Source organism: Methylobacterium ajmalii, from assembly GCF_036448855.1.
Taxonomy (GTDB): domain Bacteria; phylum Pseudomonadota; class Alphaproteobacteria; order Rhizobiales; family Beijerinckiaceae; genus Methylobacterium; species Methylobacterium ajmalii.
On record NZ_JAZFXT010000043.1, the window covers coordinates 106,965 to 132,847 of the forward strand.

Annotated in this window: 25 protein-coding genes; 2 read left to right on the forward strand and 23 right to left on the reverse strand. The window is 71.0% G+C overall.

The window, feature by feature from the left end:
- The 16 genes from V3T34_RS18160 to V3T34_RS18235 form a co-directional block, all read right to left on the reverse strand.
- Positions 1 to 651, reverse strand: a complete 651-nt coding sequence (locus V3T34_RS18160; RefSeq protein ID WP_305078435.1) for a hypothetical protein — start codon at positions 649 to 651, stop codon at positions 1 to 3.
- 1 nt (position 652) lies between these two features.
- Positions 653 to 2,611 carry a hypothetical protein gene (locus V3T34_RS18165; RefSeq protein WP_305078434.1) on the reverse strand — a complete coding sequence of 653 codons (1,959 nt, stop codon included), beginning with the start codon at positions 2,609 to 2,611 and terminating at the stop codon, positions 653 to 655.
- Between the two features lies 1 nt (position 2,612).
- Positions 2,613 to 3,110, reverse strand: coding sequence for a hypothetical protein (locus V3T34_RS18170; protein WP_305078433.1), 498 nt, complete (start codon positions 3,108 to 3,110; stop codon positions 2,613 to 2,615).
- A complete protein-coding gene (locus tag V3T34_RS18175; RefSeq protein WP_305078432.1) occupies positions 3,110 to 9,385 on the reverse strand; it encodes a hypothetical protein in 6,276 nt (2,091 codons plus the stop codon). Before V3T34_RS18175 ends, V3T34_RS18170 begins: the two co-directional genes overlap by 1 nt.
- Position 9,386: 1 nt before the next feature.
- Positions 9,387 to 9,635, reverse strand: a complete 249-nt coding sequence (locus tag V3T34_RS18180) for a hypothetical protein (RefSeq protein WP_305078431.1) — start codon at positions 9,633 to 9,635, stop codon at positions 9,387 to 9,389.
- Positions 9,636 to 9,760: 125 nt separating this feature from the next.
- Positions 9,761 to 10,309, reverse strand: coding sequence for a hypothetical protein (locus V3T34_RS18185; RefSeq protein ID WP_305078430.1), 549 nt, complete (start codon positions 10,307 to 10,309; stop codon positions 9,761 to 9,763).
- Positions 10,310 to 10,395: 86 nt separating this feature from the next.
- A complete protein-coding gene (locus tag V3T34_RS18190) occupies positions 10,396 to 11,187 on the reverse strand; it encodes a hypothetical protein (protein ID WP_305078429.1) in 792 nt (263 codons plus the stop codon).
- A 10-nt stretch (positions 11,188 to 11,197) separates the two neighbouring features.
- The gene (locus V3T34_RS18195) at positions 11,198 to 11,713 is read right to left on the reverse strand and encodes a hypothetical protein (protein WP_305078428.1); all 516 of its coding nucleotides are present in this window, start codon (positions 11,711 to 11,713) and stop codon (positions 11,198 to 11,200) included.
- Positions 11,710 to 12,051, reverse strand: coding sequence for a hypothetical protein (locus tag V3T34_RS18200; protein ID WP_305078427.1), 342 nt, complete (start codon positions 12,049 to 12,051; stop codon positions 11,710 to 11,712). Before V3T34_RS18200 ends, V3T34_RS18195 begins: the two co-directional genes overlap by 4 nt.
- The gene (locus V3T34_RS18205) at positions 12,051 to 12,608 is read right to left on the reverse strand and encodes a DUF4376 domain-containing protein (protein WP_305078426.1); all 558 of its coding nucleotides are present in this window, start codon (positions 12,606 to 12,608) and stop codon (positions 12,051 to 12,053) included. Before V3T34_RS18205 ends, V3T34_RS18200 begins: the two co-directional genes overlap by 1 nt.
- Positions 12,608 to 14,020: a glycine-rich domain-containing protein gene (locus tag V3T34_RS18210; protein WP_305078425.1), complete on the reverse strand. Its 1,413-nt coding sequence runs from the start codon at positions 14,018 to 14,020 to the stop codon at positions 12,608 to 12,610. The genes V3T34_RS18205 and V3T34_RS18210 overlap by 1 nt, the downstream gene beginning before the upstream one ends.
- Before the next feature lies 1 nt (position 14,021).
- A complete protein-coding gene (locus V3T34_RS18215; RefSeq protein WP_305078424.1) occupies positions 14,022 to 14,408 on the reverse strand; it encodes a hypothetical protein in 387 nt (128 codons plus the stop codon).
- A 14-nt stretch (positions 14,409 to 14,422) separates the two neighbouring features.
- Positions 14,423 to 14,641, reverse strand: coding sequence for a hypothetical protein (locus V3T34_RS18220; RefSeq protein WP_305078423.1), 219 nt, complete (start codon positions 14,639 to 14,641; stop codon positions 14,423 to 14,425).
- A 70-nt stretch (positions 14,642 to 14,711) separates the two neighbouring features.
- Positions 14,712 to 15,797: a major capsid protein gene (locus V3T34_RS18225; protein WP_305078422.1), complete on the reverse strand. Its 1,086-nt coding sequence runs from the start codon at positions 15,795 to 15,797 to the stop codon at positions 14,712 to 14,714.
- 56 nt (positions 15,798 to 15,853) lie between these two features.
- Positions 15,854 to 16,258: a head decoration protein gene (locus V3T34_RS18230; RefSeq protein WP_305078421.1), complete on the reverse strand. Its 405-nt coding sequence runs from the start codon at positions 16,256 to 16,258 to the stop codon at positions 15,854 to 15,856.
- A gap of 42 nt (positions 16,259 to 16,300) precedes the next feature.
- Complete coding sequence (locus tag V3T34_RS18235) at positions 16,301 to 16,834, reverse strand: hypothetical protein (protein WP_305078420.1); 534 nt, start codon at positions 16,832 to 16,834, stop codon at positions 16,301 to 16,303.
- Between the two features lie 392 nt (positions 16,835 to 17,226).
- On the opposite strand from V3T34_RS18235, the gene V3T34_RS18240 reads away from it, so the two are divergent.
- Both V3T34_RS18240 and V3T34_RS18245 read left to right on the forward strand, forming a co-directional pair.
- Positions 17,227 to 17,862 (forward strand): hypothetical protein, encoded by a 636-nt coding sequence (locus V3T34_RS18240; protein WP_305078419.1) that lies wholly within the window; start codon positions 17,227 to 17,229, stop codon positions 17,860 to 17,862.
- A gap of 225 nt (positions 17,863 to 18,087) precedes the next feature.
- Positions 18,088 to 18,261 (forward strand): hypothetical protein, encoded by a 174-nt coding sequence (locus V3T34_RS18245; protein WP_305078418.1) that lies wholly within the window; start codon positions 18,088 to 18,090, stop codon positions 18,259 to 18,261.
- A 58-nt stretch (positions 18,262 to 18,319) separates the two neighbouring features.
- Here V3T34_RS18245 and V3T34_RS18250 read toward each other — a convergent pair whose 3' ends face one another.
- The 7 genes from V3T34_RS18250 to V3T34_RS18280 form a co-directional block, all read right to left on the reverse strand.
- On the reverse strand, positions 18,320 to 19,279 hold the full coding sequence (locus V3T34_RS18250; RefSeq protein WP_305078417.1) for a S49 family peptidase: 960 nt from the start codon (positions 19,277 to 19,279) through the stop codon (positions 18,320 to 18,322).
- A 2-nt stretch (positions 19,280 to 19,281) separates the two neighbouring features.
- Positions 19,282 to 20,916, reverse strand: a complete 1,635-nt coding sequence (locus tag V3T34_RS18255) for a phage portal protein (protein ID WP_305078416.1) — start codon at positions 20,914 to 20,916, stop codon at positions 19,282 to 19,284.
- A gap of 10 nt (positions 20,917 to 20,926) precedes the next feature.
- Entirely contained in the window at positions 20,927 to 21,163 is a 237-nt protein-coding gene (locus V3T34_RS18260; protein ID WP_305078415.1) for a hypothetical protein, read from the reverse strand.
- A gap of 93 nt (positions 21,164 to 21,256) precedes the next feature.
- Positions 21,257 to 23,497, reverse strand: coding sequence for a phage terminase large subunit family protein (locus V3T34_RS18265; RefSeq protein ID WP_331369258.1), 2,241 nt, complete (start codon positions 23,495 to 23,497; stop codon positions 21,257 to 21,259).
- Positions 23,494 to 24,060, reverse strand: a complete 567-nt coding sequence (locus tag V3T34_RS18270) for a hypothetical protein (RefSeq protein WP_305078413.1) — start codon at positions 24,058 to 24,060, stop codon at positions 23,494 to 23,496. Before V3T34_RS18270 ends, V3T34_RS18265 begins: the two co-directional genes overlap by 4 nt.
- Before the next feature lie 4 nt (positions 24,061 to 24,064).
- Positions 24,065 to 24,700: a ParB/Srx family N-terminal domain-containing protein gene (locus V3T34_RS18275; RefSeq protein WP_442919476.1), complete on the reverse strand. Its 636-nt coding sequence runs from the start codon at positions 24,698 to 24,700 to the stop codon at positions 24,065 to 24,067.
- Positions 24,701 to 24,965: 265 nt separating this feature from the next.
- Positions 24,966 to 25,226: a hypothetical protein gene (locus tag V3T34_RS18280; protein ID WP_305078412.1), complete on the reverse strand. Its 261-nt coding sequence runs from the start codon at positions 25,224 to 25,226 to the stop codon at positions 24,966 to 24,968.
- Positions 25,227 to 25,883 lie beyond the last annotated feature (657 nt).

Below are 25,883 nucleotides of genomic sequence, written 5' to 3' on the forward strand. Positions count from 1 at the left end.
TCAGGCGAACTTCCGGCCCGAGACGAAGGCGAAGGTCCCGCGGTTCGGGATCCTCACGACCGTGAAGGCGTCGATCTGCGCGTCGGCCGACGCGGCCGCGAAAGGATTGTCGGATCCGATCGCTCCGCCGCGGACCTCCACGCTCCACTTCCAATCGCTCGGCCAGGTGATGCTCTTGTCCTTGTTCCGCACCACGAAGATCGTGATTAGCTCGGCCTGCTGCGCGGCCGGCGCGTACTCATCGACGCCCTGGACGGGCTCGGCATCCGCGATCTGGATCGTGACCGATCCGGCGCAGTCGATCCACCAGGTCGCGGCGCGGCCCGGGTCGAGCGTCACGATGGCGCCGTCCTTGTCCGCGGGCGCGAACTCGACGCGCTCGCGGTACCCGCCCATCGAGAGCCGGTTCTGGTCGCGCCAGGCCATGTCGTTGGGCGCGCCGCGATAGGCCGGCCCCCGGTCGTCGCGATCGGCGTAGGTGTCGCTGCGCCCCTGCTCGATCCGGCCCGATACCTCGCCGTCGGCGCTGTCGCTGTAGGGGATCGCCTGGTTGCCGAGGGTCTGCGGGACGGTGTTGGAGCCCGCGTCCCGATCCTGGCTCGCCATCATCCGCCGCATCAGGCGGGCGAGCTCCTGCGCATTCGCCTGCATCTCAGAACTCCTGGTAGGCGACTTGCGCCGGTCCGCTCCACGCCGAGGCCGCGAGCCCGTAGTCGACGCGGAGCGTGGGCTGCCCGTTGATGGGCGTGTAATACTGCTTCAGCTTGGTCTTGACCTGCGCGAGCAGGTGCTTCGGGTCGTTCTTCGTCTTGTCGTTGCGCGGGAACTCCCCGGTGAAGTCGTTGGCCTGAACGTAGGCGACCTGCTCCTGCGGGGCGTTCTCGACGACGATGACCCCGCCGGGGACCGGGGTCGCCGGGTAGGGCTGGCCGATCGCCGACGACAGGGTGATCCCGTCCCAGAGCTCGCCCGACGGGTTCACGCCGTGCTGCTGGTCGGGCCCTGCGACCCCGCCGCCGTCGCAGCCCTCGGCAGTGACGATGACCTTCGCGAAGTCGGTCGGCCCGCCCTTCGCGATCTCGACGCCGATCACCTTCCCGAAGAACCGCCCGTCCTTGATGAGGGGGTGGTCGACGCCGTCGAGCTGCACGGTCCAGCGCGTCGAGGCCTCGATCCAATCCTCCAGGAGCATGGTGAAGCTCGCCTGGATGCAGCGCTGGGTCAGCGAGAGCTTCTTGATCCCCTTGTGCGCCGCGGCCACGCAGGTCGCCTCGCCGCGGCGCGAGCCGAACCACGTGGCGAGATTCGCGGTGCCGGCGGGCGAGCCATTGGTGAGGAGCTGCTCCCACTGCAGGGTGCCGTCGGCGGCGTAGAGGTCCTCGCTGAAGCTGCCGCGGGTGACGTGGGCGCGGCGGGCGATCCACAGGTAGATCCCGACCCGGCGCACGTCCCCGAGGGCGACGTTCTGGTTCGGCAGGTAGGGCGCCGTGCTGGTGTCGACGGTGCCGTCCTCGCACCGCAGCGTGAGCTTCTCGATCGCGCCGTCCTGGTAGGCGACGTTGCGGTTGGCGATGAAGAAGTTGGCGTACTCCTCACGCCGCTGGCGCAGGCTGTACTGCACCGCGAGCGAGGCATCGAAGTAGGCGACGTCGAACCCGAGCCCGATCGGGTCCTTGAGCTGGGTGTCCCTGGTGAAGTCGTAGCGCGCCTTCTGCCCCCTGAGGGCGCCGGTCCGCGTGGGGGCGCCGGGCGGCGGCTCCATCGCCACGCACCGCGCCGCCAAAATCGTGTAGCCGGAGGCCCCGCCGACGCCCGAGCCGCGCTCCGGGAACGAGCTCTCGAACGCGTCCGGCGTGAGGGTGGAGACGACGTTGCGCGGCACCAGCTTCGAGGGCGAGGGCCCGGAGGCGGTCCGGTCGCCGATGGCGCCCTGTCCGAAGGCCGCCTTCAGCGCCGGGGTCATGTCGATGAAGCCGTCGTCGGCCTGCTGCCAGGCCATCGACAGCTCGACCTGGACGCCCGCCAGCGGCTGCTTCGAGCGCCGGATCTTCACGCCGCCGCCGTTGCGCCAGCCGACCCGGCTGCGCTTCGGCACCGCCTTCACCGGCAGGCCGACGCCGAGGAGCTCGGGGGTCGTGCACGCGCCGGTGACGCGGTCGAAGTGGACCACGCGCCGGTGGCCGTCGAGGATCTCGACAGGGTCGTTCAGGCGCTCGGACGAGACGAGGATCGGGTCGAACCAGGGCAGCACCTTGAGGGGGGCGAGCGTCACGTCGCGCCGCGCCATCCAGTCGGAAGGGAGCACGTCGAACTCCAGCTGGACCTCGCCCTGCGCCTCGGCCGGCGCCGCGGGCCGGCGCTTCATCCGGGCGATCGGCGCCGCCGTGCCGTCGCGCAGGACGAAGGAGAGCCACGCCCAGCGCCGGCCCGCGATGTCGGCCGGCTGGATCCCGGAGGTGGCGATCGTGCAGACGTGCGTGTCGACGCCCTCCTCCTCGCGGACGGACACGCTCTTGATCCCGATGTCGCGGCGCTTGTGCGCGACCGGGTCGAAGGGGGTGTCCTCCCGGTCGAGGAGGGCGATGCAGAACGTGAGGGCCCAGGGGTCCACGTCAGACCTCCCTGAGCTTCATGGTGACGCCGACCGTGGCGCCCCATTCGTCGAAGGAGAGCTTCCACGGCTCCATGAGCATCATCGTCATCCGGGGCCGGTAGCAGCGGAAAGCCGCCTCCGGATAATTTCCCCGATTCGGGGCGTCCGGCGCAGGGACTTCCATCGCGTCGGCCTCGTCGATGTAGAAGAGCGACCCCGGCGCGGCCGGCCGGATCTGCGCGATCTCGACCGGCTCCTCGATGATGAGCGGGAAGTCGATCGTCAGGATCGAGCCCTTCCACAGCCCGAACACCGGGGGCATGTGGACGTCCTCCGAGGTGATCGTCCCCTCGAACTTCCGGCCCGCCGGCGAGGTCTGGTCGCGCAGGGAGAAGTCGTCCATCTCGACGATCGGGCCGTTGTCGATCGGCGCCAGCTCCCCCTTCAGGCCCCGCATGGCGCCCGAGGGGATGCGCATGCCGACGATGCGCAGGTCGGTGTCGGTGAGCGCGCTCATCAGGCGTCCCTCGCGATGTCGGTCTTCACACGCATCCCCACGTCGGTGAGCTGCTTCACGATCCTGTCGATCCCCTCCTGGCGGCCGTAGAGGCCGTCGTCGCCGGGCTGGATCACGAGCCCGACGCGCCTCACGTCCTTGCGGGCGTCCTCGCCCTCGCCGCCGCGCTCGCGCCGGCGCCGGGCCGCCTCGCGCTGCTGCGCGTCGAGGATGATCGGCTCCGGCACCCCGCCGGCGAAGTCGGACTGCCCGGACAGGCCCTGGTCGAGGCCCCCCAGCATCCCGCGCACGTCGAGGCCCGCGCGGCGCTCGCGCTTGCGCGGCGGCTCGGGGTCTCGCCCGCCGGGGAGGTAGCCGGACAGGCCGCTGGCGCCGATCACGAGGTCGTCCTCGCGGCCGCCGGCCGAGGCCCCTGACAGCCCCTTGCTTGCGCGGTGGAGCTCGCCCCAGATCCCGGGACGCTCGCTCGGGTCCTCCTCCTCCTCCGCGACGGCGGGCTGGAGCAGGCCTTTGATCTTGGCGTTGAAATCCGGGACCTCAGGGACCTCGACCTTGGCCTCGGCCTCGTTGCCCTTCAGGGCGTCGAGGAGCCCGCCGAGGAAGCCCTTGCCGTCGCCGAACTTCTCCTTGACCTTCTTCTTGACGTCGGCCTCGCCCAGGCCCTGCGCGCGCAGCTGCGCGGCGTACTTGTCCATCTCCTCCTTGGACGGCGCCTTGAACGCGCCGAACAGGCTGTCGAGCAGGCCGCCCTTGCCGTCCTTGCCGCCGCCGCCGAGCCCGAGCAGCTCCATGCTGCGGTCCAGGAAGCCGCGGTCCTGGCCCTTCGCGTCCTTCGCGGTCGCGCCCCAGCGGTCGGAGAGCGACTTGCCGGTCTGGCGCAGGAAGCCGTCGAAGCCTCCCTCCTTCTCCTCGGCGGCCTTCTTGTCCTCCTCGGCCTTCTTGGCGGCGAGCTCGGCGTTGGCGGCGGCGGCCGCCTCCTCGCCGGTCTTGCCCGATGCCTCGGCACGGGCCAGGGCGGCGCGCGCCGCGCGGCGGCGGGCCATCTCGGCCGGGGCCGGCAGGTCCGGGTTGTTCGGGTCCTCGGGCGCGAGCTTGCCCTCGGCGCGCAGCCGGGCGATCCGGTCGACCTGGCGCTGCCGGATCCCCTGATAGTCCTCCTTCGACTGCCCGAGGCGCTTCTTGACCTCCTCGTCGTAGGCCTCCTGCGCCCGGTTGATGTAGGCGGTCTCGGGCAGGCCGAAGAACGACTTGAGCTTGTTCCAGACCGCGATGCCGATGTTGAGGAAGTCGTCCCAAAACTTGCGCCCCATCATGCCGATGGCGCGGAAGAAACCGATCGTGGCCCCGTCCTCGTCGGAGAACACGTCGATGAAGAAGCCCCAGGTCGCCCGCAGGGCGTCGACCGCGACCCCGAAGGCCGAGACCATCGCCCGGCACAGGCCGGCGAACGCCTTCCGGGTCTCAGGGAAGAAGTAGAGGATCGCCCCGAAGGCGGCCGCGGCCAGGACCACGATGCCGCCCATGGCGAGGGCGAACTGGAGCGGGGTCAGCGCCGCGGTCACCAGCATGAAGGTGCGGAAGGCGATGAAGCCGGCCCGGATCGCGGCGAACACCCCGTTCGCGACGGCGGCCAGGGCCGACATCAGGAACACAGCGAGCCCCATGGCCCGGACCGCGAAGATCACGGTCTGGGACAGCAGGGTGAAGGTGAATGTCCCGATGCCGATGATGTAGAACAGGCCGGCGAACGTGGTCGTCGCGAGCAGGGCCATAGCCTGCATCGCGCCGAGCGCGCCGGTGGCGTAGAGCACCGCGATCACGATGCCGGCGACGCCCGCGAGCACGCCCTTGGCGCCCGCGCCGTTGACCCCTAGGGCGTTGCCGATCGCGGCGCCGATCCGGGTGAAGATCCCGGTCACGGCCGCGCCGAACCCGTTGAAGATCCGCGCCGCCGGCGCGAGCTCGCGCCCGAGCAGGGTCATGCCGCGGGTGAACCAGGTCAGCAGCGGGAAGGCGGCCGGCAGCGCCACCGCGGCGAGCGGGAGCGCCGCCTTCTGCACGAGGGAGGCCGGCGTGGCCATGGCGGCGCCGTCGGGGCCCCGAGAGCGCTCGGCCGCGGCGGCCTGCTCGCGCCCGCCGGACAGGGTCTTCATGTACTTGTCGAGCAGCGCGGAGAGCAGCACGACGACGCTGCCGACCTGCAGCGCCGGCGAGCGCAGCGCCAAGCCGATGCCCCCGGCGATCAACGGCAGGACGATCGAGGTCTCCGACAGGAGCCCGCGCAGCCCGGCGCCGATGGTGCCGAGGATGCCGCCGACGCCGCCCGCGTACCCGCGGAACCGCTCCTTCGACGCGTCGAGGATCCCGCCGAGGCGGCCGACGAGCTGCTCCTTCGCGCCGTCGACGGCGAGGGAGGCCGGCTGCGCCAGGCCGCCGTTGGCCTTGAGCCGGTCGCCGGTGGCCTTTGTGAGCTGCTCGACGGCGGTCATGGAGCCCGCGAAGGCCGCGACCGCGACGCCGATGATCTTGAATTCGAGGCTGCGGAACGCGAACCCGTAGAGGGCGATCGCCAGGCCGATGAAGCGCAGCAGGGTGCCGCCCGGGCTCAGGCGCGACAGCGTCTCCATGAGGCCGCGCGCCGCCGCCGCGACACCGCGCAGGAAGCCGTCGAGGAGCCCGCGGCCCTGCTGGGTCGCCGCCTGGATGCCGCCGACGACGACGCCGAGCTGGCCGCGGACCGAGCCCGCCAGGTCGCCCGCGACGAAGCTCGACGGGGTGATCACCGGGCCGCCGCGCGCGATCTCGGCCTTCGTGGCGCCGACGCGCTCCTGGATGAACAGGAGGCCGGTGAGGATCGCGCCGACGAACGAGCCGAAGCCGAGCGTCGCGCTGTTGAACGTCCCCGACAGGAAGTACAGCGCCGTCGAGGCGATCGCCGCGATCTGGCGCGTGTTCAGGGACCCGAGGGCCCGCATGAAGCCCTCGGCGAAGTCCTTCGCCTTCTGCAGGAGGAAGTCGAGCAGGCCGGACCCGCGCTGCACGGTGCCCCGCAGGTCCTCGACCACGCCGGCGGCGCGCTCCCGAACCTGCGGGCGAGCCTGGTCGACGGCGCCCGCCACGGCGCGCCCGGCCTCGCCGGCGCCCTGCGCCAAGCCACCCAGGGCCTCCCGTCCGCGATCGGAGGCGTCGCGCATCGCGCCGGTGACGGCCGCGACGCCGCGCTCGGCCTCGGGCTTGAGGGCTTCGAGCCGCTGCCCGAGGTTGCGCGAGGCCTCCCGCGCCGCCTCCGGCAGGCCGCCGAGGGCGTCACGCCCGCGCTCCACCGCGTCGCGCACGCCGCCGGTGACCGCGTCCACCCGGTCGGTGATCTCCGGCCGGGCCTCGTTCAGGACATCGAGGAGCTTGCGCCCGGCGGCGAACGCGCCCTCGGCCCAGCCGTCCAAGGTGCCGCGGCCGCGCTCGACGGCGACCTGCATCCCGTCGGACACCGCGCCGAGGCGCCCCTCGACCTCCGGCCGCAGGGCATCGAGCCGCTGGCCGATCGCGTCGGCCGCGTGCTCGGTGAGCTCGGCCACCACCCCGAGGGCGTTGCCGCCGCGGCCGACGGCGCCGCGCATAGCCTCGACGACGTCGGCGACCCGCAGCTCCGCCTCGGGGCGCAGCTGCTCCAGCGAGCGCTTCGCCTCCGCCCCCGCATCCGCGGCGCCGCGCGCCAGGCCGCCGAGCGCGTCGCGCCCGCGGTCCGCCGCGCCCTGCATCCCCTCGACGACGGAGCCGAGCCCCGCCTCGACCTGCGGGCGAATTCCCTGGACGGCGCCGGTCAGGCGGTCGCCCGCCGAGCGCGCGTCGGTGGCGAAGCCGTCGAGGGCCTGGCGCCCGCCGGCGAGCATGCCGTTCAGGCGGTCCGCGCTCAGGGGGCCGGCGAGCCCCTCCGCGACGCGCATGCCGAAGCCGAGCGTGCCCTGCGCGAACCCGTCGAGCATCCCCCGCATGCCGGACAGGACCGCGCCGATCACCGGCACGTACGAGCCGATCCCGAGGGCAACCCGCATCCACGAGCCGTTGACGGTCGCCCACAGCCCGGCGCCCCAGGTCACCAACCAGACGAGCCAGGACCCGAGACCCAGCCGCACGGTCCCGAGCACGCCGGTGAGGGCGGGCCCGATCGAGGTGAGCGCGCCGGGCAGGCCGCGGAGCATCCCGGTGAACGCCGAGAGCTGCGCCGCCGCGGACACGAGGAGGCCCTGCAGCATCTGCCAGGCGGCCGTCGCGAACGGGGTCAGGCCCCGCAGCGTGGCGAAGACGTCGTCGGCGGCGCGGCGCAGGTCGCGCGCCCACCGGGTCCGGAACCCGCGCTGCAGGCCGCGCCGCAGGTCGGCGAAGGCCCGGGCGATGCCGTTGAACATGCCGGTCAGGGACGGCGCCGCGCCGGTCACCCCGGCGACGCCCGTGACGATGTATCCGCCGAGCGAGGCCATGGCGCGGCCGGCCTGCGCGCCGGCGTTCCCGACGGCGCCGACGAGGCCGACGAAGTCCGCGAAGGCGCGCGAGGCGATCGCCCGGAACAGGCCGCCGATCGCGGCGCTCAGGCCCGAGACGACCCGGGCCACTTGCCCGAAGACGGGGTAGTTGAAGACGCGGCCGCCGAGCCCGCGCATCTCCTCGTTGGCGCGCCGGACGGCCAGGCGCACGCGGCGGCCGTTGACCTCGGCGAAGCGCTCGGCCGAGGCGGCCACCTTGGTCGCGGCCTCGGGCACCATCATGGCGCCGCCGGCCTCGATCTCCTCGCCCTCGGAGGTGGCCTCCTGCTCGACCGGCGCGGCGGCGGCGTCGCCACCGATCCTCATGCCGAGGCTGTCGTATTGCGGCCCGCCCTTCGCGCGGGCGGCGCGCGGGCCCTGGCCCGCGACGTAGCCGCGACGAAGGCCGAGGCTGTCGTAGTCGGGCCTGCCGTCGCGGACGACGGCCGGGCCCGGCGTGGCGTCGGTGCGCGGGGCGGGGTCCGAGAACGGCCGGGCGGCGCCCGTCGCTTCGAGCGGGCCGAGGTCGCCCTTCGCGCGGGCGGCGGTCGCGGTGCCGGGCGCGGTCTTGCGCGCGGTGGCATCGAGGTCGTCGAGGTCGCGCGTGCGGCCGTTGACGACGACCTTCCGCGACCTGATCAGGGGCGTGAGGTATCCGTCGCCCTCGTCGTCGGTCGAGCCGCGGTCGCCCCAGCGCCGGCCGCCCATGCCGCCGGTGACGAGCGAGAACACCGTCTTGAGGTCGGTCTTCACGTTCTCGGCCACGTCCCTCACGCGGCCCAGGAATTTCTCGATCGCCTCGCGGTTGTTGTTGAGCCAGTCGGACAGGCCCTTCGAGCTCTCCGTGAAGAAGGGGAAGAACACGCGGGTCAACGACAGGCCGAGGCCCTTCAGGCTCTCCGCCAGCTTGCCCTGCGCGCTGATGCCCTCGTCGAAGCTCTCCCGCGTGGCGTCGTCGACGACCGTGCCGAAGCGCTCGATGTTCTTCTCCGCCTCCTCCAGGCCGAGGGACCCCTCGTGGACGAGGGACCCGAGCTCGGCGCCGGACTTGCCGAACAGGTCGAGCGTGGCCTTCGCCCGCAGCGCGGGGCGCTCGACGTCGGCGAGGCGGTCGAGGACGAGGTCGAGCTGCTGGCGCGTGCCCAGGAGGTTGCCGTTCCCGTCGCGCAGGTCGCGCATCGAGAGGCCGAGCTGCCCGAAGGCCTCGATCGCCTGCTCGTTGCCCTTGGCCAGCAGCAGGACCTTGCCCTGCAGGGACACGAGGCCTTCGCCGAGCTTGTCGCCGTCACCACCGTTGGTGCGGAAGGCGGCCTGCAGGCGGGTGAACTCGCCGACCGTGAGGCCGAGCTGGTCCGCCAGCCCGGCGGTGCCCGAGACGGCCTCGGCGATGGTCTGGGTGTAGCTGCGGGCCGAGTAGACGAGCCCGGTCAGGCCCGCCCCGGCGATGCCGGCGCCGAGCGAGATCTGGCCCGAGGTCTCGACGACCTTCTGCAGCACGAAGGAGAACGCGTTGGCGATGCTGTCCCCGAAACCGCGGAGGGTCGAGGCCAGGCCGCCCACGGACGAGTTCACCGTGGCGACGGCGCCGACTGACCTGGTCAGGGAGGCGGTGACGCTGCTCGAAGTAGAGCCGGCGACCCGGTCGACCGAGACGAACGTATCCTGCGCGTCCCGCCGGATCAGGGCGAGCTGCTGGCGGATCTCCTCGCTGCCGGACCCCTTGATCCGGACGCCGATTTCGGGTGCGCCGCCCATCTCAGATCTCTCCCCAGATCGCCATGGCCGCCTCGAAGGCGGCGTCCGCGTGAGCCTTCTCCTTCGCCGAGAGGACCTCCGCCTTCGGCGCCTTCCCGGCCTCGCCCTCGGCGGGGCGGGGACGAGGCCGGCCGGGCGGGGCCAGGGACTTGTCCATGGAATGGAAAGCCTCGCCGCCGTCGACCGCGGACACCGACGCCGCCATCATCACGTGGAGCTGCTCGCGAAGCGCCACGTTGCGCTGCCTCATCTCCAGGTCGTGGTAGTAGAAGAGGTCGAAGGGGCAGGCCTCCTCGATCCAGGCCTGGCCCCGGGCCTTGCCCAGCGTGTGCTGGGCGTCGGCGATCCGGGCCCAGAATGGCTGGGGCGCCGGCTCTACGCCGCCTTGGCCGCCTCGATCGCGTCGCCTGCGGTCTGGCCTCGGGCGGCCGCCTGCACGGCCGACAGGATCGCCCCGCCCTGCTGCAGCACCGCCGCCAGGGCTCGCACTAAAGGGGCGCGGAACTCCGGCATGTTGAGGTCGACCCAGCCGGTGATCGCGTCGACGAGGCCCGAGGGGCCGAGCTGCTCGACCCAGTCGCGGTAGTCGGCGCGCTCGTCCTCGGAGGCGAGCACCGTGTCCTCGACCAGGATCTCGATGACGATCGTGGGCACGCTGGTGACGAGCTCGCGCAGGACCTTGCCGGCGTCGAGCCCGCTGTCCTCGGCCGCCGCGGCGACGGCGTCCTTCAGCGCGTCGACGGTGCTGGCCTTGCTCTTGAGCGAGGACCCGATGAGGTGCTGGATCGCGTCCCCAAGGACCTTGTTCCGCGCGATCTTGTCGAGGAGCCGCGGCGTCCCACGCTTGCGATAGGTCACGTCCTGACCCTCGACCGTGTAGGTCGCGGTCTTGCGCAGCGCCTTCCAATCGACCGACTTAACCATTTACCGTCCCCTGTGCCTGTCCGGATTGTCGAGATCGTTGGGGCCGGCCACGCGGGCCGGCCCTATTCATGCGGGCCGCGCGGCGATCAGGCCGCGAGCGAGCGCCAGCGGCCGATGCCCTTGTCGGTCTTCACGCAGCGCCCCTTGAGGACGGTGCCCTCGAAGTCCTCGTTCTGGGTCACGAACTGCTTCTCGCCGTCGGGCGAGGCGTTCCACTGGTAGAGGTGCAGGACCCCCTTCTGGCCGATGTCCGAGACCATGCGGATCATCACCTCCATCTCGACCTCCGGCTCGGTGCCGACGTCGATCTCGGTCGCGGCGGCCGCGTCGCCGGCCGTGACGGTGACGTGCGAGCGGCCGGGTACCTTGCCGCCGACGTCCTTCTTGGCGTCCGGGGGCAGGCGCAGCAGCTGGATCACGCCGAGCGCGGGATCGGAGAGGCGGTAGAAGGACGGGTCCAGGATCGCCAGGGCGGCGGCGCCGGTCGAGTATTCGATCACGGGATCCGAAGCGCCGTAGACGCCCGTCCAGTAATACATTCCGGGCACGAGATCATCGATGTCCTGCGTGAAGTCGCCGGCGTCCTGCTTGACGCTCAGCGGCACGCCGAGCAGCGAGGCGGCGCGCACGAAGGCGGTTTCCTGCATGAACTTCGCGCTGAGCTGCGGATCGATGCGGGTCGTCTTCTCGGTGGCGAGGTAGGAGACGTTGCCGTCCTTGCCGTAGCGCTGCTTGCGCGTCGGGCTCAAGTTGAAGCCGACATTATCCATGTCGCCGCCGTTGTACCAGCCGCCCGTGCCGGGCCGGCGGTACAGGAAGTTGGCGTACCCGATCGAGTACAGCTCCTGCGGGAGCTTCTGGTACGAGGCGGGGTTCATCGCGTTCTCCTTAGGGGGCTCGGTTCATGGGGTGGGCGGGATCCCCCTCGCGGTGGCGCGCGACGGCGGAAAAGTTCAGCCAGAGGAGCACCAGCTGCAGACCCGCCGATTGCGGATCGAGCCCGGAGCCCGTGGCCGTGAGGAAGAGGTCGGTGTTGAGCGGCTCGCCCTCCGGATCCCGAAGGATCGGGTCGTTCCCGAGCGCCCCTTCGATGAGGACCTTGAGCCGGCCGATGTCGGCCTCCAGGGTGTTCACCGGGCTGGCCGGGCGGCGCAGCGGGATGATGATCTGGAGCCTGATCCCGCGGCGCTGCATGCGCTGTCCGGGCATTCCCTTCCGGTTCGAGATCGCCTCGTCGGGCACGAACACGTTGAGCGCCGGCAGGTCGCGCAGGTCGGTCGGCCACACGCGCGAGATGTGGACGGCCTTCACCGTCCCGCTGCCGAGCTCCGTCCCGACGATGGGGGCGAGGCGGTCGGCGGCAGCCTGAAGGATCTGCGTCGTGACGTGGTCGACGTCGCTCAAGTGACGGGCCCCTGAAGGTGCAGGAGCACCAGCCCGACGCTCCCGAACTCGATGTTCGAGACGCACCAGGTCTGTCCCTGCACGATCAGGCTCTCCCCCTCTCGTGCACCCGCCAACACATGTCGCAGACCTTTCGCGAAGGCCGCCGGCGCGCCGATCGCCTGCCGGATCCCCATGCCGGGCGCGGAGACGCTGAGCTGCCCGCGCGTCTCGCGGAAGATGACGCGCGTTTGCACGGGCTCGCCATCGCGCGGCCGGTACTCGGCCGGGATCGGGTCCATCGCGTCGAGCAGGTCCTCGTCGACGCCCTGGCGGTATGCGGGCGCATCGGCGCTCATCAGCCACCTGCCGCAAATACGGCATCAACCCCGGCGCGGTCGGTGATCGTCCCTGCGCGCAGGCCCCGCAGGACGGCCGCCCGCTTCGCGAACGTGCCCTGGACGTGCCGACCGACGAGGAGGCCCAGCGTCAGGCAGGCGTCCCGCGACAGCGTGAGGATCGGGTCGCCGGCCGATACCGGGATCCCAGTGTCGAACTCGACCTGCGCAAGGCTCGCGTCCTTGTCGAGGAGGTTGATGGCGCGGTCGATCATGCCCTGGGAAGAGCGGTCGGTCGCGATGCGCTGCCCGCCCAGGTCAACGCCGCCGGTCTCAATCTCCCAGCTGCGCAGCCGGGCGTAGGAGTCGAGGGTTTCGACCGATCCGGGTGCGAGGGTGCTGGGATCGACCCAGTCGCCCGAAGGCGAGCGGGTCCAGCCCTTCCAGGCCTCGCCCGCGAGCCCATCCCGCAGGACGAGCTCGCAGCCGGGGCGCGGCTCCAGATCAGAGGGGGCGCCGCAGGCCACGTCGAGAACGAGGCCTGTGGCGAGCTCGACGATGAGCGTGACCGGATCCATCACGGTGCCTCATACTTGTAGAAGTGCAGACGGATCGCGCCGCGCGCGCCGGGGCCGCCGGCGCTGCCCCCGACGGATCCGCCGGAGCCCGAGGGGATGCAGCCACCGCCGCCGCCGCCCCCGCCGGGAAGGCCGCCGCCGCCACCTCCCCAGTTGATGCCGGACGACCCCCCGCCGCCCGAGCCGTATCCGAACACGTCACGCGCGTTCTGACCGTTGTCGCCCGGCTGCCCGGTCGTGATCGCGGCACGGCCACTGCCGCCGTACGTGCGAGAGTTCGGCAGGTGCATGCCGCCGTCGCCGCCGGCGCCGGCGAAGTTCTGCGTGTTGAACGTCGTGTTCATGAGCCCGGCGCCGCCGGAGCCTGGCCCCATGCTGGGCTGTGCGTCGAGGTGCGAGCCCGATCCGCCTGGATTGTAAGGCAAGCCGTTGAGGCGTCCGGCCCGCCCGACTGGCGGGCAGCCTGGCTGGCCGAGCTCCAGCGGGCCGAGATCGCCGAGGGAGGAGTAGCTGCCCCCCTTGGCGCCGTCGGCCGACAGGATCGATCCAAAGGACGTCGACCCGCCGGGGTTGGACGTGCACACGGACGCGGACGGCGTCGAGGCGGCGCCGCCGGGTCCGATCGTGACCGCGAGGTTGCTCGGGATCTGCACGACAGGCTTGCAAACGCGCTTGGGCGTTCCTGCCTCGCCGCCGTGCCCGGGAAGCGAGCCGTCCGTGCGCCCCGAGAACCCCGAGGCGCCACCCGGGACGCACTCGACCTCGACCTCGGTCGCCCCCGTGGGGACGACCCCAGCGAAGTTGTAATTCGAGTTCGACCCGGTGATCTCGACCGAGCTCACATAGACCCGGCGGAACGTGCTGAGGTTCGCGGATCCGGCCGCGCCGACGACCTGCCCGACGTCCTGCGTCGTGCCATCGGTGAACGTGAGGATCAGGTGCCCGCCGCTGATAGCCGTCGAGGCGACGCCGCGGCCGTTCGTGCCCGCGGATCCGGTCGCGCCGGTGGGGCCCGTGACCTGCCCGAGGTCCTGGCTGGTACCGTCCGTGAACGTGAGGATCAGTCGCCCGCCCGAGATCGAGGACGACGTCACGCCGCGGCCGGCCGCGCCAGTGGCACCCGTCGCGCCGGTGGCGCCGACAACCTGCCCGAGGTTCTGGACGGCGTTGTCCGAGAAGGTCAGCCGGAGATGGCCGCCGACGATCTCGACCGCCGCGATGCCGCGGCCGGCCGCGCCGGCGGTGCCGTCCGCGCCGAGGACGTGGCCGGCGTTGACGGTCGACCCATCGGTGTAGGTGACGATGAGGTTGCCGCCGACGACGTCGGTGTGCGAGACGCCGCGGCCGGCCGGACCGGCTGCACCTGGCGCGCCGGCCTGGCCGCGCGAGCGGGAGGGGACTGCGAGGCCCATGTCACAGGGCCTCCCAGATACGGAAGGCGACCGAGCCGGAGATGGCCTTCAGGGCGATCATGTCGCCCTCGTTCACCGGGACCGGCCACTGCCCGCCTTCGTGGACCTTGGGGGCCCGGGCCAGCGCCTCGGGGGTCTGGGCGTTCGCGGAGGTGACCGTGTGGTCGAGGCCCGCCGCGCCGTCGGTGCCGGCGTTCACGTATGCCGGGTCAGAGACCCAGATCGTGTAGGCGCCGCGCGGGAGCGGGCCCGTCACGAAGGGCGTCCCCGCGTCGACGACGCCGACGGCGACCATCGGCTTCGAAAGCCACTGAAGGTCGAGGGGCTGCTGCGCGCCGATGCCGTTGTCGGAGATCGGGGGATGGAAGCCGGGCGTGGGAGCGGTCATCGTGGACGGCCCCCTTACTTGCCGCGGCGGGCGGCCTTGCCCTCGGCGCCCTGCTCGCCGGCGTCGGCCGGCTCGGCCTCGTCGACCGCGAGGATCTCAAGGTAGCCCGCCTTGCTCAGGTCAGCGGCCTCGGCGGCATCGATCGTCAGCTCGTCGCCAGGCATCTTCCAGACCGGCTCGCCGCCCTCGATCGTCTTGATACCCCGCAGGGCCCGGCACAGGGCGTCAGCCATCGTCGCGTCCTCGGTTTCAGGTTCAGGGAAGGAGAAGGGCCCGGCGCCACTGCGCCGGGCCCGGGTCAGATCAGCCGAAGACCTTGAGGCTCCAGCAGGCATTGGGCCGGGTCGGGATCGGCAGGGGCGCGTTCTCGCCGTAGACCCATTCCCTGGACGGGTTGTTGGTCATCCAGGTGTCCATGAAGAGCTCGGTCGCGGCCTCGCCCATTTTGATCGCCTTCTTGTTCTCGATCCGGCCGTAGGAGCGCACGCCCTCCAGGTCGGGGCCGACGCCGATCACGGTGCCCGGCGGCATGACCGGGACGCCCTTCTGAACGACGAAGGTGCCGTCGGCCTGCGGGACAATGACATCCTTGTAGTCCTGGTAGATCCACAGGTTGTAGTCGCCCATGTTGGCGACCAACTTTGCGCCGCGAAGCGTATTCACCGGGCCGATGTCGGCCGTATTGCCGCCCGCTGCGCGACGGAGATTGATGATCTCCTTCAGCTTCGGATCCTTTCGGGCCCAGCGCCAGGCCTGCAAGTCCATGTAGACGTCCGTGATCAGCGCACCCTCGATCGAGGTCACGAGCTCGCCCATGTCCTCGATGTCCTGCAGCGGGTCCGCCGCGGCGCCGCCGTTCCAGCGAGCGTCGCCCTGCAGGGCGTTGAGCAGGCGGGGATCGCGGCGGAAGTCGACGACGTAGGGCTGGTAGCCGGTGCCGGTGACGTTGACCTGGCCGGTGATCATCGCCTCGGCGGCCATGACCTCCTCGCGGCGGGTGATCAGGTCGCGGATCTTCGTGACGGTGCGGACGAACGTCTGGGCATCGCGCTGCTGAGCGGTCAGCTCGCCGCCGATGCGCTCGCCGGCCGCGCGCCGGAAGGCGCCGTCGACCGGGACCTCGGCGAGGAGCTTCACCGTCGGGGGCTCGAACGAGCGGGTGACGTAGCCGTCGAGCTCCATCGTCCCGGCCTGCGAGGCGGGATGGACGAAGGGGGCGACCTGGCGGTTTCCGATCTCCAGGTCGATGTAGACGTGCTTCTCCTCGGAGACCACGACCTCGGGGAAGAACCGGAGGAAGGTCGTCTTCGGCCGCAGCAGCGACCTGACGAGCTTGAGTACGCGGGCGGTATCGGCGACGTTCATCGTGCCGGGGGCGTTTTCGGCCATCGAGGCGGTTCCTTAAGCTGGCGCGGGCGGGCGCGATTGCGGGGGCGGGGCCGGCGTCAGCCGACCGCCGGGATGGCGGGCTGGTTGAGGTAGATCCCACTGAGATCGCGCAGGTCGTCCTCGACGGATGCGATCGTGTGGCCCCGGCCGAGCTTGACCCAGGAGGTCGAGAGCGTGCCTTTGGCGTAGGTCACGCCGGGCTTAGCCCCGCCCGTGGTGTCGACGTCGGCCTTGAGGACCAGACGGGCGCGCTGGGAGCCGTCGGCGACGGCGTCGCCGTTGTCCTTCTGCTTCGCGCAGAGAACGTATTCGCCGGTCGCGTCGATGCGACCGAGCACGGAGCCTCGGGCATAGACGTGGCCAGCCTGGATCGTGACGACCTTCGTCTCGGTGTTGTTGTCCGAGCCGTAGCGGTACTCGTTGACGTTCGTGCGGAACTCGGTGCTCTTGGGGATGCCCATGTGCGTCTTCCTCAGATCAGGGAGCTTCGGGGTTGGGGGCGCTCAGGCGACGCCCATGTCCTTGGCGGCCGCGATCCACGCGTCCTCCGGATCGGCGGCCTTGCCGCCCCCGGATCCCAGCGGCGGGTTCGGGGCCTCGGCCGCCATGGCCTTGCGGAAGGCGTCGCCCTTCGGGGACGCGGAGGCGTCCTTCGCCGGCGTCGGCGCGGCGGCCTCGGTCTCGACGTCCTGCATCACCGCCTGGAACACGGCGGCCGCCTGGTCGACGGAAAGATCAGTGTCGTAGGCGAGGCTGGCGGCGAGGGTCGGGAAGAGCCGGGCACCGGCGCCGGTGGTGATCGCCTTCATGCGGGCACGCTCGGGAGAGGCCGCGCCCTTCTCGATCGGGGCGACGACGGCGGCCGCCTTGCCGTCCTTCTTCGGGGGCGTGACACCCTCGCCGTCGTCCTCGTCGTTGGCGTCCTTGTTCTCGTCCTCCTGGCCCTCGGCCTTCTTGGCCTTGGCCTTCTCCTCCTCGGTCTGCTCCGAGGCGGTGCGGGGCGCGGCGAGCTTGGCGCGGAGGCGGGTGGCGGACATGGGCTACTCCGGGGGCTGGAGCCCCCGGTCCGGGGGCCGAATTCCTGCTGTCCCGGAGAGGCTCCCCCGCTCCCGTGCACCCGCCAACACATGCTCGACGGGAAATTTTAGAACTGGCGAGACGGGCGGCAGATCTCTGCACCCGGGCCGTGCCCCCATTAAACCGGCAGCGACGCCGTTCGCGCCGGCTTTAACCCGGCCGGACCGCGTTTAGGACCCTCCGCCCCCCTCCGGGCCCCCCTCCGCCCCCCCTCCGCGCCGGCGCGGCGGGGGCGTTCTCAACGGCGCCGGAATCGGAGACTTCGGAAATTACCGACGTTGATAACTCAGGGTGGGGATAGGCCGTCGTTAATGGCTTGCCCTTTAAGCCGCGCTGTGGCTCTATGGGTGCCATGGACGCCCTCGAAGCCCTCATCGCCGCCAAGCGCAAGGACATCGTCGACGTGGAGGCGAAAATCGCCAGCCACGAGACGGCGATCACGCGACTGCGCGATGGCTTGAAGATCGCTCAAGTCGAGCTCGCCGCCTTTGAGAAGGCCGCGGAGCTCCGCCCGTCTGGCCGGATCGGCGGCGACAGCGACGAGGTCGGACCGGACGCCTCCAGCAACAAGAAGCGCGGCCGCCAGCCTGGCAGCATCTCGTTCGCCTGGCGCAAAGCGCTTGGAACTCTCCACACGCTCGGCGATCGTTTCGACTACGAAATGATGTTGATCGCCGCCCGGCACCACGGCATCACCACCTCCCTCTCTTCGATCCGCGATCGCGCCCGGCTCTACGTCGAGCACAAGTTGCTTGAAGGATCGTCGGAGGAAGGTTTCCTCGTCACGAAGAACGCCATCGACAAGTTCGGTCTCGACCGAGTGCCTGCCGAAAGCTTTAGCGTTCCTCACGTGAACGAGGAGCACGAGGAAGAGGAGGATGAAGGCGAAGAATTCGGGAAGGCTTCTCGCGACCCAGAAATCGACGCTCTGATCGGGACCGTGCCGCCGGCACCGGCGCCCGAGCATAACTCCTCGGATGACAACTAGTATAGGAGCGGGATCATGAAGAAAGCTTCGATGGCGTGGTCCGACCAGTCGAAGTAGACGGAGCCGGGCGGTAGGACGCCCGGCTCCGTCAGGACCATCAACCAAGCCGCTCCCGGGTAGGAGCTGCGCTCGAAGTCGATGGCGCCGCACGCCAACAATCTCACTTCTGGCCGCAGTTTTCAACCCGGGAGCCCCTTAATCCTGATATCCACAGGAGGGCTCGCGATGCGCGGCCGCTTCCCTTGCACGTTCCAGAAGGCGTGCAACGTCCTTTATGCCGTCGATGTCCTGGGCCTGACCCAGACCGAGGCGGCGATCATCATGCATCTGAACGTGGGTACCGTGTGCCACGTCGTTCACAAACGCCGCTTCCCTGAGGCCTATCCGGTCGAATACTAGGCCGCGGCATGATATCCGGGGTCGGAACGGCACTCCGTTCCGACCCCTCTCACGTCGTTTAGACGGCGGACAGCAGGCTTCCCTGGCTGTCCTCGCCCCCGGCCGTGCCCGTGAGTTCCGCGAAGACCTCGTCGAATGTCGAGACCTCGTCGGCCAGCCCGGCGTCAACGGCCTTCTGCCCGATGAAGACGGCGCCCTGCCCGAACTGCTCGCTTTGGACTACGTCCAGGCTCAGGCCCCGGTACGCGGCGACCTGCGCGAGGAACACGGCGGCGGTGTCGTCGGCGATCCGCTGGATCGCGGCGCGGCCCTCGTCGGTCGCCACGTCCGGCCGCTTGTTGGGGGTCTGCGACGAGATGATCTCGTGCGTCTTCACCCCGGCCTTCTCCTCGGCCGCGCGCCGGTCGGTGACGCTGCAGCAGCACCCGAGCGACCCGACGCCCGAGGTCGGCGTGATCGCGATGTGGTCGGCGGCCGACACGATCCAGAGCGCGGCGCTGCAGGCGTCACCGACCACCATGGCGGCGACCGGCAGGTGCTCCGCCGCGGCGCGGACGGCGGCCGCGGCCTCGCTGCAGCCCGTCACCTGCCCGCCGGGGCTGTCGACCTCCAGGAGAACGGCGGAGACCGTCGGATGGCTCACCGCCGCCGCGAGGTCCTTCTTTAAGGTCGCGTACGAGGTCATGCCGCAGCTCTCCATGATGGAGGGATAGGCGATGAGCGGCCCGATCACGGGGATGATGGCGACGCCGCTCCGGACGATCGCCCTGCCGTTGTCGCGCAAGTAATCGTCGCCCTCCGCCAGCGCGCCGCGCTTCGGGGGCTTGTCGCCATCGTCGTCCTTGGGGCCGGCCGAGACCCCGCCGGTGACGTGGCTCTCCGCCCGGGGCCCGAGCCCCTGGACCTCGACGCCCTCGCGCCGGGCGAGGGAGACGAGCCCTTCGAGCCCCTCGGCGGTGATCGCCCACGGCCGGCTCAGGGCGGTCGCGATGTGCGCCAGTTCCAGGTTCCGCGACATGCTCAACGCTCCCGATCGGTGGTGTCGTCGTTGGCCCGCACGCCGTTCTGCGAGCCGCCGGTGACCGCGTGCCGGGCGGCGACGTCGAGGGGGTACGGACGCTTCCGTGCTGCGTAGAACTCGGCCTCGACCTCCTGCTGCTCGGCCTCCTCCTGCCAGTGGCGGCCGACCTTCGCCCACTCCTGCTCCATGGTGGTTGTCATGTTCGCCATCTTCGTCGTCTGGGCCTGCGCCTCCTTCAGCATGTCGATCCATGCGGGGCCGTCCCCGAGCCACTCGGCGGCGGTGTAGGCGGCCGCGGCGCCGGGCCGGTAGAACTCCTCCGGGGTGCAGTCCGGGATCTCGCCCAGATGGACCGCCTCCTCGAACCAGGTCTGGAACACGGGGTCGTAGGCCCTGAAGCCGACCCATGTCCGCCGGGTGTAGAAGTCCTGCCAGGCGTCGGTGATGATCGTCCGGGCGTTGCTGTAGTTCAGCCCGCCGAAGTCGCGGGCGCCGATCTCGTACGGCACGCCCATGCCGGTCATGACCTCGCGCCAGGAGGTCCGCAGCATGCTGTCGAAGTTCTGCGCGTTGCGGTTCGACTGGAGCGGGCTGACCTTCGTGCCGGGCGGGGCGACGATAGTGGCGCCGTCGTCGGTCACGCCCGGGCGGAACTCCTCGTCGAAGTACATCTGCAGGTAGCCGTAGTCGGGGCTACTCTTGAACATCTGCAGCACCTGCTCGGGCTGCAGGTTGCTCTCGACGATGAGGGCCAGGGCCGCGGTGACGACCTGGTTGCGGAGCTCGGCGCGGGTGATCTTGCCGATGTCGCGGATCTTGTCCGCGACGCCGGCGAGCGCCGAGATGCCGGTGCTCTGCTCCGGCCTGCGCCGGGGGAACACGTGGATGACGCGCCTGCGCCCCCAGCTCGTGAAGGCGGGGATGTAGGTCCATTTCCGCGGCACGCCCGACGCGAGCACGCCGAGCCAGTCGCCCGGGTGGCGGGAGCAGATGTAGTAGCCCAGCGGAGCCCCGGTCTCGGGGTCGATGTGGATGCCCCGGCGGAGGTCGTCGCGATCGGCGCAGAAGTTGGGGTTGCACAGGCGGTCCGCCTCGACCACGCGGAAGGCGGTGCCGTACTGGGTCAAGCCGTTGCCGGGCAGGTAGTACGGGATCAGCAGGCCGGACCCGGAGACGAGCACCGACGTCAGCATCTCCGCCATCATGAAGCCGAGGGTCTCGGTCCGCGACGCATCGCAATCCGTGGTGTTCGACCACGACTTGAACTTGTTGCGGACGATGCGGCTCCACTTGTCCGCCCAGGCCTTGTCCTTGCCGAGCGTGACGTAGTCGGGCTTCGGCACGACCTGCAGGCCGGAGCCGACGATGGCCTGGACCTGCTGCTGGATGCCCGAGAATACGCGGGCCTCGTTGCGCTCCAGGTCCCGGCCGCGGGCGGCCGCGATGTCGACCTCGCCGTTGTTGTCGGCGTCGGCCGAGCCGTAGGACGGGCGCCAGTCCCGCATCGAGCGCGATCGCGAGGCGATCGGCCAGTTGCTGTCCCCGATCCGAGCGTCGCGCCGCATATGCGGCACGTCGGACCGCAGCGGCGTGAAACCGTCGGAATGGACGAGGGTCGGGAGGTTCGCGCGCATGACCCCGGCCTCAGGCGACATGGATGGCGCCGTAGCCACCGGGGGAGGACAGGCGGATCTTGACCTCGGCCTCGGCGATCATGGCGCGCAGCTCGGCCACGGAGATCCCGGCGTAGGTGACGGTCTCGCTGGTGCTGCCGCTCGTGTTGCCGACCTGCTGGAGCGCCTTGCCGCCGATGCGGCGCCGCAGGGCCTCCTTCATCGAGGCGAGGTCGGCCCGGGTCTCGGCGAGTTCCTGTTCGGTCATGGGAGGACGTTTCCGGGCTGGGATAGCCCCGAGCGTCCCCGCCGGCCGTGCACCCGCCAACACATGCCCGGGGCCGCGCGCGCGGCCCCCCGCTCAGTCCTCGTCGTGCGATCGCGACCGACCGAGCCCGGCCCCGCGCATCAGGGCCCGGAAGTCGACCTGGTCGGGCGACCGGCCGGGCACGCCGACCTCGACCGGGCGCTCGATCCCGCCCTCCGGCGTCGGCGGGTTCGTCAGGCCGCGCGGGATCCGGATGGAGCTCGGCGCGGCCGGCGGGGCGACGGCCACGGGCTTGGGCGCGGCCAGCGCCGGCGCCGGCGCGGGGGCCGGCACCTCGATCGCGGGCTCGGGCTCGGGGCGGGCGAAGCCCGCGGGGAAGGCGATGTCGGTCACGATGTCCTCCGGGTAGACGGGGCGGGTGTCGCCGCGCGCCAGGCGCGCCGCCTGGCGCCGGGCGATCTCGCGGCGGAGCTTCTCGCCCTCGGCCCGCAGGGTGGCCTCGGCCGCGTCGAAGTCCGCGCCGGTCCAGTGCGACCATCCCACGAGCTCGGCCATGGCCCTGGCGTAGTTGGCGCAGTCGAGGGCCTCGGCCCGGGTCGAGCCGATCCGCTCCCAGCTCGTCTTCATCACCCCGCCCTTGCCCGGCACGGTGACGTATTCCTCGGAGACGAGCTGCGTGCAGTAGTCCATGCCGACGTCGTTCGGCAGGTACACGCCGCCGGGATCCGCCTGGCCGGGCGCGCGGGGCTTGTTCAGGTTGTTGTAAAGCTCCAGCTTCAGCAGGCCGACGCCGAGCATCCAGTACAGGAACTCGGTCTGGTGCTTCTGGCCGTCGTCCGTCTTGAGGATCCAGCGGGCGTCCTTCAGGAGCGGCGCGTCGATCTTGCGCGAGCCCCAGACCGCGACGATCCAGTCGGGGTCCTGCTTCCTCACCCAAGGCACCACGATGTCGGGCCACTTGCCGCGGTCGACACCGACCCGGCGGATCTTCAGCACGGCGCCGGTCGGATGCAGGTAGCCCCGCTGCAGGACGATCTCGGCCTCGGCCCACAGGGCGGGGTCGGTGACCTTGCCGGGCAGGCGCACGTGCTCGATGAGGTAGCGCCGGTTGTCCCGGCCCCAGCCCCAGATCGAGATCTCGATGTGCGTGCCGCCGACGTCGACGCCGGCGGTGAGGAACAGGACCTCGGCCGGCAGCTCGCGCGACCGGTACGATGTGGCGATAGCCCGGCGATGGATCTCGTCCGGGTCCGGCCGGTCGGTGGTGTCGGTCCAGGGCAGGCCGAAAATCTGGTTCCAGACCGTCTTCGAGTTCTCGTAGTTGCCCTCGGCCTGGTCGATCTTGAGGGCGATGGCCTCCCAGCTCTCCCACCCGACCGGGCTGTAGAACGCCGGCAGGTAGTAGCTGCGCGGCATGTTCTGCGGCGCGTCCTTGATCTTCGGGATCCAGACGCCGGCGTTGAGCATGGCCTCCTTGTCCCGGGCCTCGATGATCGGCTTGCCGCAGTCCTCCTGCATGCAGACCATGTGCGCGCCCGCGGGCTTGCCGCGCTCGTGCCGGAACAGCTCCTTGTTGAAGACGGTGCCCTTGCCGCAGTGCGGGCACGGCATGGTGTACTCGCGCTGGTCCCCCGTCAGGAACAACGGCAGGATGAGGCTCTGGCTCTTCAGGCCGGGGGTGCAGTTGGCGAACTCCTTCGCCCGGCGCCCGTACGTCGTCAGGCGGCGGCGCACCATCTCGATCGCGTTGCCCTGGCCCTCCAGGTCGCGCTTGAACTCGTCGGGCTCCTCGTAGAGCACCCACTGCACCGGCATCGACTTCAGCGCGTTGGCGCTGTTCGCCCCGGTCAGGCGCACCATCCCGCCGGGGAAGGTCTTCATGCGCAGGGTGTTGCCGGAGTTCTTCCCCCGGTTCGGGGGGATCTTCTCGGCGGCCTCCTTGCACTCGGCGATGAGGGGGTCGAGGCGGCTCTTCGAGTAGAGCTCGGCCATGGCGATGGTCGGCGCCACCACCAGCGCCGGGCCGCCGGCGACCGCGATGACGTAGAGCAGGAAGGCGAGGCCGGCCTGGCTGGCCCCGATCTGCGACCCCTTCATCAGGATTGTCGACATCACCGGCGAGGACGGCGAGAGGTTGGTGAGGATCTCCCGCAGGTAGGGGGTGCGCCCGGTGTCGTAGTCGCCGCCCTCGGCCGCCGACATCTTCGGCAGCTTCACGTTGTGGTCCGCCCACTCCCAGACCAGCTCGCGCGGCGGCGGGGCGATGCCCTTCGTCCACGCCTCGACGATCAGCCTGCCGCCGTCGAACTGGGCGAAGGGGGCGATGGCGTTCACAGCACGCCCTCGACCTGGATCCCGTGGACGGCCTTCTCCAGGTACCGCAGGAGGTACTTGTCGAGGACCTGCGAGGTCAGGTGCGGGTCCGCCCCGAGCTCCATCGCGATCTGCGCATAGTGCTTGTCGGTGAAGCCGAGGAGGCCGTCGCGGAACGACCGGGCGAGGGTCTGCACCAGGGTCACGGTCGCGGCCCGGTCGATCGCCGTCTGCTCAAGCTTCTTCCGCTTGATCTGGGTGATCTTGGCCTCCTCCAGGATCTTGAAGGCCCGGGCCTTGTTCACGTCGGGCCCCGCGGGCGCGGGCAGCGAGGCCGGCGCCTCGTCGGCGGGTGCCGCATTTGCGGCAAGGGCCGACGAGGGCGGCGTCGCCCCGGCGGGCGCGGGGCGGTCGCGCTTCTTCGAGGGGTCGGTGTTGGCCGCGTAGAGGCGCTTGGCGATCTCGACGTCGAAGGTGCCGTCGGCCAGCAGCGCGGCCTTCAGGCGGCCGGCCTTGGCCTTCCGCACGCCGGGTTCCGAGATGCCGAGGATCTTCGCGAGCTGGTGGCCGGAGACGCCTGGCATCGGCTCAGTCCGTCCTCACCCGCGCCTTCTGCGCCTTGGTGTCCTGCCGCTTGAACTCGATGTCCATGGTCTGCGCCCGGGCCTTGAAGGTCATGCCCCCGCCGGACAGCTGCGCCTCGGTCCGGGTCTGCCGCTCCCAAGCCAGGATCAGGGCGTCGGCCGCGCGAAGGTCGTTGCCGCTCGCCCCGGCAATGGTGAGGCGGTGCGGGCCGAGCACCCAGGTCTCGCCGGCGCGGACGACGTGCGGCTCCTCGCCCACGAGGATCTCGCGCACCTCCTCCTTTTCCGGCTCGGGCGCCAGGATCTCCGCGTACTCCTTCAGCTGCGCCTCGCTGAACCCGAGGTCGGTCAGCTCGTAGTCGAACTCACCGGCGTCATGCGCGGCCTGCAGGCGCCGCAGCTCCTCGGCCAGCACCTTCTCGTCCCAGCCGGCGTTCAGCGCGATCTGGTTGTCGGCGAGGACCAGGGCGGCGCGATCGTGCTCCGACAGGCCGGTGACCCGGATGCACGGGACGCGGTCGAGGCCGAGCCGCTCCGCCGCGGCCATGCGCCCGTGGCCGGCGATGATGACCCCGTGCTCGTCCGCGAGGATCGGGTTCGTGAAGCCGAAGCGGGAGATCGCGGCGGCGAGCTGCGCCACCTGCGCATCGCTGTGCGTACGCGCGTTCCGGTCGTAGCCTCGGAGGGTGCGTACCCCCACGATCTCGATCGCCGCGTACCTCAGAACGTCGTCGGTGCGCACCCCTCAACCCCTTGATCTGCGGGACGAAACCCTACCGGAGGTACGCGGTGCGTACCCAAACGAAACCTGTGTGCCCGCCGGTGTCCCGGACGCGACCTCCAGGACGTGCCCCCCCCTCGGGGAAGGACCCGTGACGGGTACCCCCTCCTCGGGGCAGGGATGGTCAGGCGCGGGCGCCGCGGCCGAGGGCGACGCAGGGCTTGCGCACCGGCTCCCACGCCTCGGCGTCCACCTCGTCGTAGGCGACGCGCACGACCCTCCTCGTGGCGAGGCGGGCATCGAGCAGGCGCCGGGCATCGCCCTCGCTCACGCCCACGTAGCGGGCGCGGCCCGAGCGCACGGCGGCTGCCACATCGCGGGGGATCTCGCGCGCCCGGAGGTCGGAGGCGTGAACGATGGTGGGGATGTCGCGGTAGCGAGCCATGGCCTGAACCCGAGAAGGGCGCGGGCAGCCACGAGGGCGCCCGCGCAAGGTGGCGGGCGTGAAAGGGTTGAAAGCCGCCCGTGGGGTCAGCGTCCACGGGCGGCGTGCACCCGCCAACACATGCCGGGGCGGGCCGGAGAGGCGCTCTGAGGCTGGAAGCGGCGCGGTTGCAGGATCGCAACGGGCGTCACGGGGTGCAGCGTGTAAACCTGCAACGCTCCGCATGTAAACCTGCAACGGAGCTTGAGCGAGGGAACGGCTCGGCTTTCCACTGTCCCCCCTGGGAATGAGGGGGCTGCGGGACGCTTCCGGGGCGGAGGCGCGTTTGCAATACTAAAAGACACCGACACCGATCTCCGGCCCGTAGGGCCGGCAGGTCCCCCTCCAGGCCCGGGACGGGGTCTCCGGCCCTATCTTATTAGAATTAGGGGCGCGGGAACCGGCTCTCCGGCACCCTCCCGCGCTCTTGAAACAGGCTCGATCAGGCGTACACTCCGTTGCATCTTTACAAACAGGCGCCCGATGAGCACCGCCTCGAACTCGACCCTCCCCACGCCCCGCCGCCGGGCGCCCTTCACGCCCTCGATCCGCGGGGACCTGTCGGCCGCCCTGGCGTCCCCCGAGGCCTTCCTGGCCATCGCCCCATCCGTCCCGCGG